The organism is Acidilobus aceticus (assembly GCF_055392325.1).
The window spans coordinates 72,343-86,273 of the sequence record NZ_AP042407.1 but is presented as its reverse complement, the minus strand read 5'-3'; the positions used below and the strand labels follow the sequence as shown (position 1 = coordinate 86,273).

The window sequence follows — 13,931 nt, the reverse complement described above, 5'->3', positions numbered from 1 at the left end:
TCCTCAGCGCATTTCTTTATGGTTTCTCGATAAGTCGCCAGCCGACGCTAGGCTGATATGTCATAGTGCATTGTCAGTGGCGTGGTGGTCTGGGCGAACACGTAGCCCTCCCTGAAGGCGTAGCTTACTATGGCCATGTACCTGTCCTGGAGCCTCGGCAGGTACTGCTTAACCTCCTGGGGGAGCGAGAGCGACTCCACCTGGGACTCCTCGCTCCTGAGCAGCACCTTGGTGTTAGTGAGCTGTATTACTATGCTGTTAAGGTCCTTGGGGCTGTGGGTGCTGAAGACTAGCCCTATGCCCCTTGACCTCCCGAGCCTGGCTATCCTGGAAATCATTGCTGAGATCTCGCTGACCTCTTCCGCCTCCTCCTTGGACCTGCCCTCACTTGGGAAGAACTGGTGCGCCTCATCTATGAAGATAACTACCTCAGGCGAGTCCCTCTCCCTCCTCCTCCAGGCCTCGTGCTTCCACGCTATGATCCTCTCAAGCATCCTGTACGTAAGCACCCTCAGGGACTCGGGGCCTCCCTGGGAGCTCTCGAGGCCCTTCCTGAGGTCAAGCACCACGGGCACCTGCAGCAGGTTGGCCTCCCTCACGATGCTCTCCCAGCTGGGCTCCCTGAGGACCTCAAGGCCCTTGTCGGAGACTATCATGACGTCAACGAATCCAGTGTCCAGGAGGGCCGAGACCCTCCTGAACAGGGCCTCAACCGTGCTCCTGTGCGGCATGAGTGACAGTATTACCTTGGTCGTGAAGTCCACAGCCTCGTCGAGCTTGACGGCGCTGGCCCTCCCTCTCTCGTCGTAGCCCACGAGCTTCAGGAGCGGTATGTCCTCAGGGCTCGCGGCCTCCTGGGACTCCCTCCAGTTGGCCACGTAGTTACTCATGAGCTCCCAGGCCATCTTCATGGCCTCCTCGTCGGATGGACCCTTCCTGAGCTTCATCAGGGCGACCAGCAGCGCCGCCTGCAGAATCTCCATGGGTGGGTTGAACTTGAACTTGGCCTTGAACTTCCTCCTTATTGAGGCCAGCATGCTCCTTGCCAGCTCGCTCAGACCCGGCATGAGGCTGACGAGTGAGTCGGTGGTGCTCCTGCTGGTGTCGATGAAGTACGGCACCAGGGCCAGCCTAAACGGGAGCCCCTGCGCCTCAAGGTACGTCAGGCCGGTGGAGTCCGACACCTTGTGCTTTAAGTCGGCCTCAACTTCGCTCTCAAGCAGGGGAGCTATGACGTCCCTGACGTACTCCTTACCAAGCTCCCTGAGGACTTCAACGTACTTGCCTCCCTCCCTTGAAGCCCAGATCTCACCGAGGACCTGGGCAGTTATGGGCAGGACCACCATTACTCCGGGGGGCGGCGACACGTTGGAGTAGGCGTTCTCGTAGACCTCACGGGGCTCTGGGGGCCTCTGGGGCTTCATGGGCAGCTGAACGAAGTCATCATTAAGGTCAACTATTATTGCCGTGAACCCCCTCCTTGAGTTGCTGTAGGCGGCGGCTATCATGTTCTTAAGCAGGGTCGTCTTTCCGGCCCCGGTGGTGCCCACTATCAGTATGTGGTGAAGGAACGTCTGGACCGGCAGCTTAACTGGTATTCTGCCGCCCTCTATGAGGCCTCCCGGCGTGGCGAGGCTGCCGAGGACAACGCCCTCCGAGGGCAGGTCCAGGAGCTCCCTGAGGGTCTGGGGCGACGGGACAACGACGGGGGCCTGGGGCTCTATGCTCTTGACCGCTGGCCTCGGCGACGGGTCCCCGTCGCCCTTCTCCAGGACCAGCTCCCCCTCTATTATGGCGTCGGTTATGAGCCCCCTGGGCTCGACGCTGTTAACTATGGGGCTCACCGGGGGCTGGAGGCCCATCATGGCGAGCTCGTCCCTCCTGTTTATGGACGTGACCCTCACAAGGACGAGCCTCAGGTCCTTGGGGTCAACTATGACCAGGTAGTCGCCGACCCTCTGGAAGGGCGCCTCCCTCTCCCTGTAGTAGGTCGAGGGGTCTATGACGAACTCTATCCTGGAGCCCTCGCCCACCTTCACCTCGTTGAACCTCGAGACCCTGCCCACCAGCTTGCCGACCCTGTTGGCCTTCTCATAGGCGGCCCTCAGCATCTGGTCTAGCCTGTCCACCTCGCTCTCGACAGCCTTGAGCTTGTCGAGCTGCAGCCCCTCCTTGTCGGCCAATTACTCCTCACCCTCCCCTGCCAGCCCCCTAAGCTCGACCTCGCTCTCGTAGCCCAGCCTGCCGCCCAGCCCCACGACCTCCTTAGCCAACAGCGCTCTTAAGGAGGAGGTCAGGGCCTTGGCCCTCCTGTCGCTCATGGAGACGCTCACGGGCTCGAGGCTCTCCCTGGCCAGGGAGTCACCAAGGAACGCCTGGAGTGGGTCCACATTGAACTCCTCAAGCATGTTAAGGGTCTCCTCCGCGTACTCCAGCCTGAAGACCTTGGACCTGACGCCGAGCTTCTGCCACGCGCTGGGCATCATAATTACGTACTCCACTATCTTCTCTATGCCGTCGCCGCCCTTAACTATTATCTTTGGGGTAACATATACCCTGCCCGGCACCTCGTCCACGCACCCCAGCGAGGCCAGCCTCTGCAATATCATTGCGTCGGTCTCGCCGGACGCCGAGAGGCCGCAGCCCTCCAGGAGCCTTGAGTATGTCGGCGATGAGGAGAGCATGAAGCTCCTCTCAACCCTCTTGACTACCCCTATCACAGGGACGCCGGCGGACTCCAGCTGCTTAACGGCCTCATACCTCTGAACCATGAGGTTGCCGACGCCCTTGCCCTGGCTTATGAATATGGGCCCGTCGAGCATGACCACGGGCCTCCTGCCCGCCTCGGCGAACGCCCTGGCTATCTGCTCAACTGGGACCTCCATGGCCCACCTCTCGAGCGAGAGCCTGGCGTAGTCCGCGAGCTTAGATATAAACGACTGGGACAGGTCTGAGGGGCTTGCAATTACTGAGGCCACGCCCTCCTGCTCAGGGAGCTCGACGGCCCCGTGGGGCACTACATATATGAAGGGCGGGGGCGAGGGGCCGCAGCTCATGGGCTCGCCGTAGAGCGACGGGTAGTCGCACAGCTCCACGGGGCCCGGGCCTGACACCGAGAGGGCGGAGACTACTATGTCAGCGTAAGGCGTGGCCAGGAGCCTGGTGCTGGTGTCAACGCCTATGTGCACCATGTCCTTCGAGTAGCCCGGCACCCTCCTGGGCAGGAGGGGCCTCGAGGCCCTCTCGAACATGTCCACGGGCCCCCTGTCCTCGTCGCTTGACGCCTCAAGGATCTCAGAGAGGCTAAGTGACGACCTGCCGCTCCTCCTGGAGCTGCTGCCCGGGTTAAGCAGGTTCTTTGCGAGCTCGCCTACTATCTCTGAGACAGACGGCGTGCTGCTCACCAGTTATGCTCGTGGTAATAACGTTACAGTAATACCTAATAAAGGGACTCCCCTCCGGGTACGGCTATTATTCCCTGAAACTGCAGGAAAGTAATACGGAAGAGCCTTGATCTCAGTGGTTACAGCTGCCTACAACGAGGCGGAGAACGTCCCAAAGCTCGCCGAGAGGCTCAGGGCCGCGCTGAAGGGCTACGACCACGAGATTATACTGGTCGACGACAGCTCGCCTGACGGCACCGCGGCTGTGGCGGCCAAGTACTTCGACAGGGTCATAGTTATGAACAACGTGGGCCAGACCGCGAGCCTCCTGGAGGGCATCAAGGAGGCCTCAGGAGACCTAGTGGTTACTATAGACGCGGACCTAGAGAACCCGCCCGAGCTCGTGCCGGGCATCATTAAGGCCGCCAGGGACATGGGGTGCGACGTGGTGGTGGCGTCGAGGACCTGGCTCCCGAGGCCCGCCGAGGTGATAGCCTCAGCAACCCTCGGAAGGCTCCTGGGCGTCAGGGACCTCTTCTCCAACTTCAGGGTCTTCAGGAGGTCCCTCCTGGCTGACTATAACCTTAAGCTTGGGGAGACCTTCGGCTGTGAGCTCCTGGCGGCCTCGAGGCTCAGGGGGGCAAAGGTCTGCGAGGTGCTCTACAGGCCGCCCCCAAGGAGGCGGAGCCCCAGGATAGGTGGGACGCTTAAGGCTAACATCAGGGCGACGCTCGCCTGGCTCAAGTGCGCTTACTTCTACGTCGGCCTCTCCACGGCTAAGGCCCTGGGCCTAAACGCGGTCTAAGTGGTGTTATAATATGCGTCCACCTTCTATGGGATAGACGTTATTGCTAAGAACGCGCTTCATAAACCCGTGCGGTCCATATCATAATATTTTTAAAGATCATTCAGTGGGACCCCTGTTGGTGTTTTAGCGTATGAGTAGCGAGGAGAGAATTCAGAGGGCTGAGAGCACAGACAGGCAGCTCAGGAAGTCCCTGTCGTTCATAGACATAACTGCGCTGGTCTTCGGCGCCCTGGTGGGAAGCGGGTGGCTCTTCGCCTCCTACTACACAGCAATGGCGGTAGGTCCGGCGGCCTTCATATCATGGATAGTCGCTGGGGTGCTCATGCTCTTCGTAGCCCTTGCCTTCGCTGAGCTCTCTGCGGCGATACCAAAGTCGGGCTCAATAGTGAGGTACCCCCAGTACACGCACGGCAGCTTCGCGTCGTTCACGCTCTCATGGTCCTACCTCGTAGCCTCCCTGAGCGTGGCCCCGGCGGAGGCGATAGCGGTAGTCACATACCTCGCCATATTCTTCCCGTGGCTCTACACCAGCAAGACGACGCCCCTGGGAAGCGTCACCGTGCTCACGGCCCCTGGCGTTGCCATAGCCTTCGCGCTGCTGACTGCGTTCTTCCTGATAAACTACTATGGAGTTAACATAATGGGCTCAACCAACACGTTCCTGACCTACATAAAGTTCGTGGTGCCCATAGTCACGGTGCTGCTCCTCCTGGGCCTCGCGCTGCACCCAAGGAACTTCAGCACCCCGTCGTTCGTGCCCTACGGCACGGCCCCGATCATAATGTCTATATCTACTACCGGCATAGTGTTCTCATACCTGGGCTTCAGGCAGGGCCTTGACTTTGCGGGCGAGGCGAAGAACCCGCAGAGGGACGTGCCCCTCGGCACTATACTTGGCTTCGTGATGGGCATAATAGTCTACGTGCTCCTGCAGGTCTCCTTCACGGGGTCAATACCGTGGTCGGCCCTTGGCCTCAGGCCCGGAAACTGGACGGGCCTCTCCGCCACGCCCATATCAGCGGCCCCGTTCTTTGAGGTGGCCAGGCTCTCAAGCTCCTCGGCCCTGAGGTGGTGGAGCTGGGGCGTCATGGTGGGCGCCATAGTTGCCCCCATAGGCACCGGCCTGATATACATAGGCACTGTTTCAAGGGTTCTCTACGGCATGTCGACGAACGGCAGCATACCGGAGAGCTTCATGAAGCTCAACAGGCACAGGGTGCCCTGGGTAGGGCTGCTAATATCATGGCTCATAGGGGCCCTTTACCTGCTGCCGTTCCCCTCGTGGGCCTACATAGCCAGCCTGACGGTGTTCGCCACGGTGTTCACCTACACCATAGGCGGGGCGGCGGTCCCAGCGCTCAGGAAGCACGCTCCCGAGATAAGGAGGCCGTTCAAGCTCTGGGCCCCAACAGTTATGGGAGGCATAGCCTTCATAGCGGCCTACATGATAGTCTACTGGGCGGGGTTCAGCACCATGTGGATAGCGGTGCCGCTAGTGCTTGCGGGCCTGCCGATCTTCTACATTTATGTGGCGCCGCGCTGGTACGGCGTCAGCAGGTCCCTGGGAGTCGCCCTTGGCGTGACCTACTGGGTCGTGCTGGCGCTCACCACGTACTTCCTAGTATATAGAGGCATAGTGCTTCCCTGGGCCTCGATAGGTTACGGGCCCCTCGCGCTCAGGCAGTCCTACCAGGTTGACTTCTGGGCCTTCGTGCTGGTCAACCTGCTTACGACGGTCGGCTTCACGCTGGTCATATACTCTAAGGGCAACGATGAGCTGAGGCAGGAGATAAACTCGGGCTGGTGGGTCATAGCTGCCCTCTTTATCGGCCTAGTGCTTGTGTTCTACGGCACCCTGGGCCCCTTCGGGTCCAACGCGCCCATAGGCTACCCGCTTGACGACGTGAGCACAGCGGTGGTGGCCGCAGTTCTTTACGTGTTCGCGCTCTTCAGCGCTCGCAGGACCAAGGACCTTGAGGCCCTGGTGCAGACGCTCAAGGGCCCCTAACTTAAAACTTGATTAACGTAGGTCCTTTTATTTACTTTTTAGCTTCACCCCTTGCAGGGGCTCAGCTTGCCCACGTTTAGGTTTGATGAGAGCAAGTTCAGGGCTGTAAGCTTTCTTCCCTCGTCCAACAGGGCCTTCGTGGACAGCTGCATAGCGAGCGACGCCGGCAGGATATGCGTCTCCCAGGTCAGCGAGAGGACCATAAGGATAGCCGAGCCTGAGGCCAGGGACTTCAAGGCCCAGCAGCTGGGGTCGCCCGAGCTCGTCACAGGGGATTACAGGGTGCAGCTGCTGCCTCACATCAGGGTAACGCGCGGGGGCGTGACGATCTTTGAGGAGTGGGAGCCGGACGACAGGCTGGTGCGCGGCGCCAACAGGACGTGGGTAGACCCTCTCTTCTTAGACGTGAAGCCCACGGAGAGCTGGCTCAACTACCGCACCATAGTTACCGGCAAGGTGACCTGCGCTGACGGCAGAGTCTGCAGCTCCTTCACCGTCTCACTCAGGCCCGGCGAGCCGCTTTATGGTCTTGGGGAGCACTTCGGGCACATAAACAAGAGGGGAGGCGAGTTCATAACTTGGGCGGCGGACGCGCCCTCGACGCCCAACTACGCCACCTACGTGCCCGTGCCCTTCATATGGTCCCCCAGGGGCTGGGGGCTCCTTGTAAACACCTACTCCCCGGTTTACTTCGACCTCGGCAAGAGCTCGTACGACAGGCTCCTCATCATGGTCAGGGGCCCCCTGGACCTCTACCTCTTCCTGGGAAGCCCAAAGGAGATACTGGCGGAGCTCTACAGGCTGACCGGGACCCCCAAGGCGCCTCCGCCCAAGTGGAGCTACGGCTTCTGGCAGAGCAAGTGCGCCTACTACAGCCAGGACGAGGTCCTTAGCGTCGCCAGGGAGCTGAGGAGCAGGGGCTACCCGGCCGACGTCATCCACATAGACCCGCCTTGGGAGGGCAACTGGAAGAAGTACAGGTGTGACACTATAGACCTTGAGTGGGACACGTCGGCCTTCCCCGACCCCAAGGGGCTGGTGGACGAGCTGCACAGGATGGGCTTCAGGCTGTCGCTCTGGATGAACCCTTACATAGAGCCCGGCACCAGGCTGTGGGCCAGGCTTGAGAAGTACATGGTCAAGTCAAAGCTGGGGGGCCTTGCAACCCCGGCAGCTGACTGCCAGAGGAGGGAGGGGGCCGGCATAGTGGACCTGACGGACCCCGAGGGCTTCAGGGCCTTCAAGGAGGCGCTCAAGGACCTGGTGCTTCCATACGCGGACGTGATAAAGGCTGACTACGGCGAGGCCGTACCGGAGGAGGCGGACTTCAGGAACGGCATGAGCGGCGAGGAGGCCCACAACTACTACCCGCTCCTATACATGAAGGCCGTCTACGAGGCCACGGTGGAGGCCAAGGGCTACGGCATAGTATGGGGCAGGTCAGGCAGCACGGGCGTCTGGGCCTACCCCCTGAACTGGGGCGGCGACGTGCCCTCAAGCTGGGAGGGGCTAAGGCAGGCCATAAGGGGGCTGCTCTCATACCACGCCAGCGGCGCCTTCTTCGGCTCCTTCGACGTGGGGGGCTTCATAGGGAGGCCGAGCGACGAGCTGTACCTCAGGTTCCTCCAGGCGGGGGTAACTGTGAGTCACGTGAGGGCCCACGGCGTGACTGACAGGGAGCCTTGGAAGTACTCACCCAAGGAAACCCTTGCAGCGCTCAAGCTGCGCTACAGGCTGCTGCCCTACCTCTACTCGGAGTCATGGAGGTCCGTAGAGGAGAGGGTGCCGCTCGTGAGGCCGCTGCCGCTCGAGCACCCTGACGACCCCAACGTGTATGACATAGATGACGAGTTCTACCTGGGCTCGAGCCTGCTGGTGGCCCCGATAGTTGAGGAGGGCCAGAGGGGCAGGGGTGTTTACCTGCCGGAGGGGAGGTGGATAGACTACTTCACGGGCAGGGAGTACGAGGGCGGCAGGTGGGTGACCATATCATATGACTCGCTCGACAGGTTCCCGCTGCTGGTCAAGGAGGGCTCAGTGATACCACTGCTGGGAGTTGAGGTCGACCACGTGCCTGACGGCCGCTTCAGCCCAGTGGAGTTCCACGCGTTCAAGGTGACGGAGGCGGATTACCCCTACTACGACGACGGCGTCAGGGCCACGGTAAGGTGCAGGGGAGGCACCTGCTCGGCTGAGGGGATGCCGGCGGACGTCAAGTACACGTTTGTCTACCACGGCTGAAGCGTTTAATCCCACCGGGCACTCAGGTCAAGGGTGGCGCGCATGGTAAAGATATTTGTAATCTGCACGGCTGGGAGGGACGACATAAACAGGGTCAACATGGCCATAAACTTCGCCCTCGGCGCCAGGAAGAACGCGGGCGCTGACGTGTCGTTCATGTTCCTCGGCAGGGGCGTTGAGTACCTGATGAAGAACGCGGCCAACGCAGACGAGGTGAGGAAGCAGATAGAGCAGATGAAGCAGGCCGGCATAGACGTGGCCTACTGCAGCGTCTCAGCCAAGGGGCTCGGGCTGACGCCAGACATGCTGATAGAGGGCGTTGAGCCCGTGATGGGCGGCGTCCACACGGCTAAGAAGGTACAGGAAGGCTATGAGGTTGTCTCCTTCTGACCCTCTAGACCCACTCGCTTCTTTAGGCCTAGACCTTGAGTTATCCCAGGTGCAGGGCTTGGCTGTCCCGGGCCACGCGGCCAGGTCTTACATAAGGGACTCCGTGGACGAGCAGGTTCAGCCGGCGGGCGTCGACATAAGGCTGGGGGAGGTCATGGAGTTCCTGAACGAGGGCGAGCTGAGGGCGAGCTCCAAGAGGCTCCCCGACGTCAGGCCAGTGAAGCCAGTGGACGGCCTTTACAGGCTCCAGCCTGGAGCCTACAAGATAAGGTTCCTTGACGTTGTCGCAGTTCCCCCGGACGCAGTCGGCATCTGCTACCCCAGGAGCACGCTGCTGAGGATGGGGGTCACCATCTCATGCGCGGTGTGGGACCCCGGGTACACGGGCAGGGGGGAGGCCCTCATGATAGTGGCCAACCCCCATGGGGCCGTCATAGAGCAGGGCGCCAGGGTGGCCCAGATGGTGTTTATAAGGCTCGAGTCGAGGCCCTCCTCGCTCTACAGGGGCTCATACCAGGGCGAGAACCTATAGCCTGACGACGGCAGGCACTATAATAGGAATTAGCAGGGTAAGCACCACCCCCTGGACAAGGCCCTCAAGGCCTGTCTCGGGCCCGGCGTACCTAGTTATGACGCCAAGTGTGGTGTCCATCGACGTGGCGCCCCCCATAACGACGGAGCCCTCCCCTATGAGCCTGTCAATCGCGGGGAAGAGGGCGAGGGTCAGGTCCTCCCTGAGCTGGTTTGCCACGAAGCCTATGACACCCATGGATGGGCTGAAGAGCGACAGGAACGGCCCTGTGAAGGAGTACCAGCCCGAGCCCAGGGCGGCGGCCACGGTGAGCCTCAGCGGGAGGCCCAGGAGCTCGGCAATGGCCAGCCCCGCCGCGGCGTCACCCACGAGCGCGGCGGCGGTGAACATGAGGCCCACGGAGAGTATCCTCCTGCCAGCACTGGCGAGCCTCCTCCACGAGAGGCCCACGTAGGCCCCGGCAGTCGCGACAACTATATACAGGAAGATGTAAGCGTAGGGCAGCACGTCGTCCGGCCTTGGCCTCAGCGCTGCCCCCAGGGCAATGCCTATAGCAAACGCGGAGGCCGTCCTAGCCGCTGCCCTTAGCTCTTCCCTCAAGCCTCCTCAGCCCCCACTCAGCTATATAGGCCCCCAGGATGCCTGGAAGGACCGCTATCAGCAGGGAGGCCGCTGTTATACTTACTGCGCTCCTCCCTATGGAGAGCACCTCGGAGCCGACCACGAGGCCCATTGAGAACACGAGGGCCAGTATGAATATGGTTGACGTCGTGTCAAGGACCTTTAGGTGGCCCGACCCCTTGCCCTCAAGGGCGAGGCCAACTATGAAGCCCACGGCCAGCGAGAGGTAGAGGATCTCCTCTAGGCTCACCTCAGTAGCCCCTCAGGAGGGCCGCGAAGTTTTAGATTAAAAGGGTGCACTCGTCATGCGTAGCCCAGCCTTCTGTAGAGCTGGGCCGCCTCGTTCAGGTGCTTCCTGCCTATCCTCATGTGCTCCCCCATCTCCACAAGTACGTCCATGCCAGCTATGAGGCTCTCGAGCGTGGCGTGGGACGTGTAGATCCTCCTTATCTCGTCCTCGCCGGCCTTGTATATCAGCATAGCTGGGGGCTTCGAGGCGTCATAAACTGCCACCTCGGCGGGCCTGTTGGGCTCTATGAGCGTCTCCTCAAGCCCCGCCAGCTTCCTGAGGGACTGGCTCAGCGAGAGCGCGTCGCCAAGGTCCTCGAGGCCGTAGCCTCCTCTCCCGGTCAGCACCAGGTGCTCCCTGTCGCCGTCCTCAACCTGGCCCCCTGGGCAGTCCTTGCCGCCTATGGTCACCATCCCCCTCAGTATGGGCTGTATGGAGAAGGCCTCCGTGCACGACGGCCTGGCGACGCCGTAGAAGCCGCCTATCCTGCGGGCCAGGTCAAGGGCGAGGGAGCTTGAGAGGCTCTCGACCAGTGCGGTGGTCACCCCCATCATGTGGAGCTCGTAGACGCCCGGCAGGGAGGCTGTGAACAGCTCCTCGTCCTTGAGCCTCCTGTAGAGCTCTATCCTCGCTGTCAGGGAAGGCCTCGCGTACCTTATGGGGTAAGCCGCCACGTCCGCCACGGCCGTGAGCCCGGGGACAACGACCCTCCCCTCGCCGCCTATCACCAGCGTGGCGTCCTGTATGTCATCGGGGGCGGGCTGAGGCCCCACGTCCCTTATTATGCCGTCCTCTATGTAGACGTAGGAGTCCCTTATGACCTCCTTGCCCGTGTAGACCGCCGCCGCGTTAATCAGCACAGTGAGGGTCATCTTTCATCCACGTTCCCTTTGGTTTTCCGTGGGTAATTACGCGTGTCGGATCGCTCCCCCCATTGAGGAAGTCCTCAGTCACGTGAGAGGTTAAAATCGCTGGACTTTATGCTTACAGTGGACTAAGGGGCCAGATGGGTTGAGCGGTGAACCGACGACCTACGTAACAGATGTGGACTCCATAGTTGACGGTAGCCTCAGGAAGCTCGTGGAGTCAGGCAAGGTTATGGGCAGGGTGGTTATACCGAAGGGCGCGGTCGACTACTTCTACTCGGAGGCCAAGGCCGGCAGGAGCGTGGGCTTCACGGGGCTCCAGGAGCTCGACAGGCTGGCCAGGGAGGCTCCCAATGGAGTGACCATAGAGGTCTCAGCCGAGGTGGAGGGCGAGAGCTACGAGAGGCTCAAGCTGTCCGTGAGGGACTACGCGCTGAGGCGCGGGGCCGTCCTGGTGACGAGCGACCCCATACAGGCCCAGGCGGCCCAGTTCATAGGCATCAAGGTGCTCTACACTGGCATGCCCAGGGAGGGCAAGCTCAGGATAGAGGAGTACTTCAACGAGAAGACAATGAGCGTACACCTCAAGGAGGGGGCGGCCCCGCTGGCTAAGGTAGGGAGGCCCGGGAGCTGGCTCTTCGTGAAGCTCTCTGACAGGCCGCTTGAGAGGTCAGAGCTTGAGGAGATGGCAAGAGAGATAATCGAGAGGGCGCTGACTACAACTGACGGCTTCGTCGAGATAGACAGGAGCGGCTCCACCATAGTTCAGCTGGGCGACTACAGGGTCGTCATAACGAGGCCCCCGCTGAGCGACGGGTGGGAGATAACCGCGGTGAGGCCGATAGCGAAGCTCAAGCTTGAGGACTACAACCTGCCTGAGAAGCTCATGGACAGGCTCCTCTCGAGGGCTGAGGGCATACTCATAGCTGGGTCGCCCGGCGCCGGCAAGACAACGTTTGCCCAGGCCCTGGCCGAGTTCTACGCCAGCAGGGGCAAGGTAGTGAAGACCATAGAGTCGCCGAGGGACATGAGGCTCTCGCCCTCTATAACGCAGTACTCCAAGAACTACGCTGACATGACGGAGCTCCACGACATACTCCTGCTCTCGAGGCCCGACTACACGGTGTTCGACGAGATGAGGGACGACGAGGACTTCAAGCTCTACGTGGACCTCAGGCTGGCCGGCATAGGCATGATAGGAGTTGTTCACGCCACGACGCCCATAGACGCCGTCCAGAGGCTGGCCACCAGGGTGGAGCTCGGCATGATACCAAGCATCATTGACACTGTAATATTCATAGACAGCGGCCAGGTCAGCAAGGTGTACGAGCTGGGCATAACTGTCAAGCTGCCGACGGGCCTCAAGGAGGAGGAGCTCGCCAGGCCGGTGGTGGAGGTCAGGGACTTCCTGACTGGCGAGCTGGAGTACGAGATGTACACCTTCGGCGAGCAGGTCATGGTCATACCCGTGGGCCAGAGGAGGTCATCGCTCAGCATAGAGGACAAGGTCTCAAGGATAGTCCCAGGCGCCGAGGCCGAGGTCAGGGACGGGGCCCTCATAGTTAAGCTCCCCAGGAGGGCGAACCTGAGCTCGAGGAAGGTCAGGAGCCTCAAGAAGCTCGCTAAGGAGGAGAACCTGGACCTGAGGTTCGTGCCGCGCGAGGACTGAGCCAGTCGGACAGCCTACTAACGTTCAAAAACTCGCTGGGCCACGCCCAGCTGGGAGCTTTATGGCCTCAGCTGACGTTGCCGAGGTCCTCTCTAGGTTCTCAAGGGAGGCCCTGGTAAAGGGAATAGGGCAGGAGGGCGTCAAGAGGCTGAGGGAGTCGAGGGTCGCAATAATAGGCTGTGGGGCCCTTGGCTCCACCGAGGCTGAGCTGCTGGCCAGGTCAGGGGTAGGGTTCCTGAGGGTCGTTGACAGGGACGTGGTGGACTACACCAACCTCCACAGGACCCACATGGTGGGCGAGGCGGAGGCCGAGCAGGGGGTCCCCAAGGCTATAGCCTGCAGGGACGGCGTGGCGAGGATAGACAGGTCGGTTAAGGTTGAGGCTTACATAGACGACGTTGACTCGGACAACATAGAGGACATAGTTAAGGACGTTGACATAGTGCTTGACGGCACGGACAACATGGACACCAGGTTCGTGATAAACGAGGCCGCGGTGAAGTACAACAAGCCGTGGGTCTACGCCGGCGTGAACTCCTGGTATGGCACTGTGATGCTCATAGAGCCCGGCAGGGGGCCGTGCCTCAGGTGCCTCATCCCCGAGGGCCAGGAGGGGCAGCAGGCCTCATGCGATATCATACCTGCAATAGGCACCGTGACAACTATAGTTGGCGCCATGGCCGCCAACCTCGCTATAAGGTACCTGGCGGGCGACGGGCCCGAGCCAGGGGTCCTGTACTCGATAGACGCCAGGGAGAACACCGTTGAGAAGGTTAAGGTAGAGAGGAACCCCTCGTGCCCCGTCTGCGTCAGGAGGGAGTTCAAGCTCCTCTCAAGGCCCCCGAGGTTCGGAGTTATCAGCAGGGTCTGCGGCAGCGAGGCGTTCAAGCTCAGGCTCCCGCTTGACGCCCCTGAGCCCCAGGACCTGGCATCCAGGCTTTCAAGCAGGTTCAGCTGGGTGGTCTCAAGGCCCAACTACGTGAAGGTGGTCACTAAGGAGGGGGTGAGCGTCACAGTGCTTGGAAGGAGGGTCGTAGTGATAGAGGGAGCCATGAACGAGGACGACGCCAGGAGGGCCTACGACGAGGTGGCTGAGGCCGCGGGGCTCCCTACCTACTGAGGCG

12 protein-coding genes are annotated in these 13,931 nt (G+C 61.1%); 7 read left to right on the top strand and 5 right to left on the bottom strand.

The window, feature by feature from the left end; translation table 11 throughout:
• Nucleotides 1–47: 47 nt before the first annotated feature.
• Together ACZ5OO_RS00400 and ACZ5OO_RS00395 are read right to left on the bottom strand one after the other, a co-directional pair.
• Nucleotides 48–2,183 (bottom strand): ATP-binding protein, encoded by a 2,136-nt coding sequence (locus ACZ5OO_RS00400; RefSeq protein WP_464078255.1) that lies wholly within the window; start codon nucleotides 2,181–2,183, stop codon nucleotides 48–50.
• Complete coding sequence (locus ACZ5OO_RS00395; protein WP_464078254.1) at nucleotides 2,184–3,404, bottom strand: DNA double-strand break repair nuclease NurA; 1,221 nt, start codon at nucleotides 3,402–3,404, stop codon at nucleotides 2,184–2,186.
• A 115-nt stretch (nucleotides 3,405–3,519) separates the two neighbouring features.
• Between ACZ5OO_RS00395 and ACZ5OO_RS00390 the strand changes: the two genes are divergently transcribed.
• The 5 genes from ACZ5OO_RS00390 to ACZ5OO_RS00370 all read left to right on the top strand — a co-directional run bounded on the left by ACZ5OO_RS00390 (nucleotide 3,520) and on the right by ACZ5OO_RS00370 (nucleotide 9,362).
• Complete coding sequence (locus tag ACZ5OO_RS00390; protein ID WP_013266692.1) at nucleotides 3,520–4,188, top strand: glycosyltransferase; 669 nt, start codon at nucleotides 3,520–3,522, stop codon at nucleotides 4,186–4,188.
• A 133-nt stretch (nucleotides 4,189–4,321) separates the two neighbouring features.
• Complete coding sequence (locus tag ACZ5OO_RS00385) at nucleotides 4,322–6,199, top strand: APC family permease (RefSeq protein ID WP_464078253.1); 1,878 nt, start codon at nucleotides 4,322–4,324, stop codon at nucleotides 6,197–6,199.
• A gap of 66 nt (nucleotides 6,200–6,265) precedes the next feature.
• The gene (locus tag ACZ5OO_RS00380) at nucleotides 6,266–8,440 is read left to right on the top strand and encodes a glycoside hydrolase family 31 protein (RefSeq protein WP_464078252.1); all 2,175 of its coding nucleotides are present in this window, start codon (nucleotides 6,266–6,268) and stop codon (nucleotides 8,438–8,440) included.
• Nucleotides 8,441–8,482: 42 nt separating this feature from the next.
• Nucleotides 8,483–8,830: a DsrE family protein gene (locus ACZ5OO_RS00375; protein ID WP_013266689.1), complete on the top strand. Its 348-nt coding sequence runs from the start codon at nucleotides 8,483–8,485 to the stop codon at nucleotides 8,828–8,830.
• A 49-nt stretch (nucleotides 8,831–8,879) separates the two neighbouring features.
• Nucleotides 8,880–9,362, top strand: coding sequence for a deoxyuridine 5'-triphosphate nucleotidohydrolase (locus ACZ5OO_RS00370; RefSeq protein WP_013266688.1), 483 nt, complete (start codon nucleotides 8,880–8,882; stop codon nucleotides 9,360–9,362).
• Here ACZ5OO_RS00370 and ACZ5OO_RS00365 read toward each other — a convergent pair.
• Genes ACZ5OO_RS00365 through ACZ5OO_RS00355 form a run of 3 tightly spaced genes read right to left on the bottom strand, consistent with a single transcriptional unit; the run spans nucleotide 9,357 to nucleotide 11,144 of the window.
• Nucleotides 9,357–9,962, bottom strand: a complete 606-nt coding sequence (locus ACZ5OO_RS00365; RefSeq protein WP_464078251.1) for a LysO family transporter — start codon at nucleotides 9,960–9,962, stop codon at nucleotides 9,357–9,359. The genes ACZ5OO_RS00370 and ACZ5OO_RS00365 overlap by 6 nt on opposite strands.
• On the bottom strand, nucleotides 9,934–10,233 hold the full coding sequence (locus tag ACZ5OO_RS00360; protein WP_013266686.1) for a hypothetical protein: 300 nt from the start codon (nucleotides 10,231–10,233) through the stop codon (nucleotides 9,934–9,936). Before ACZ5OO_RS00360 ends, ACZ5OO_RS00365 begins: the two co-directional genes overlap by 29 nt.
• Nucleotides 10,234–10,286: 53 nt before the next feature.
• On the bottom strand, nucleotides 10,287–11,144 hold the full coding sequence (locus ACZ5OO_RS00355) for an amidohydrolase family protein (protein WP_013266685.1): 858 nt from the start codon (nucleotides 11,142–11,144) through the stop codon (nucleotides 10,287–10,289).
• A 139-nt stretch (nucleotides 11,145–11,283) separates the two neighbouring features.
• Here ACZ5OO_RS00355 and ACZ5OO_RS00350 point away from each other — a divergent pair, with 139 nt between their 5' ends.
• Together ACZ5OO_RS00350 and ACZ5OO_RS00345 are read left to right on the top strand one after the other, a co-directional pair.
• Nucleotides 11,284–12,807: a PINc/VapC family ATPase gene (locus tag ACZ5OO_RS00350; RefSeq protein ID WP_464078250.1), complete on the top strand. Its 1,524-nt coding sequence runs from the start codon at nucleotides 11,284–11,286 to the stop codon at nucleotides 12,805–12,807.
• Nucleotides 12,808–12,868: 61 nt separating this feature from the next.
• Entirely contained in the window at nucleotides 12,869–13,927 is a 1,059-nt protein-coding gene (locus ACZ5OO_RS00345; protein ID WP_013266683.1) for a HesA/MoeB/ThiF family protein, read from the top strand.
• Nucleotides 13,928–13,931 lie beyond the last annotated feature (4 nt).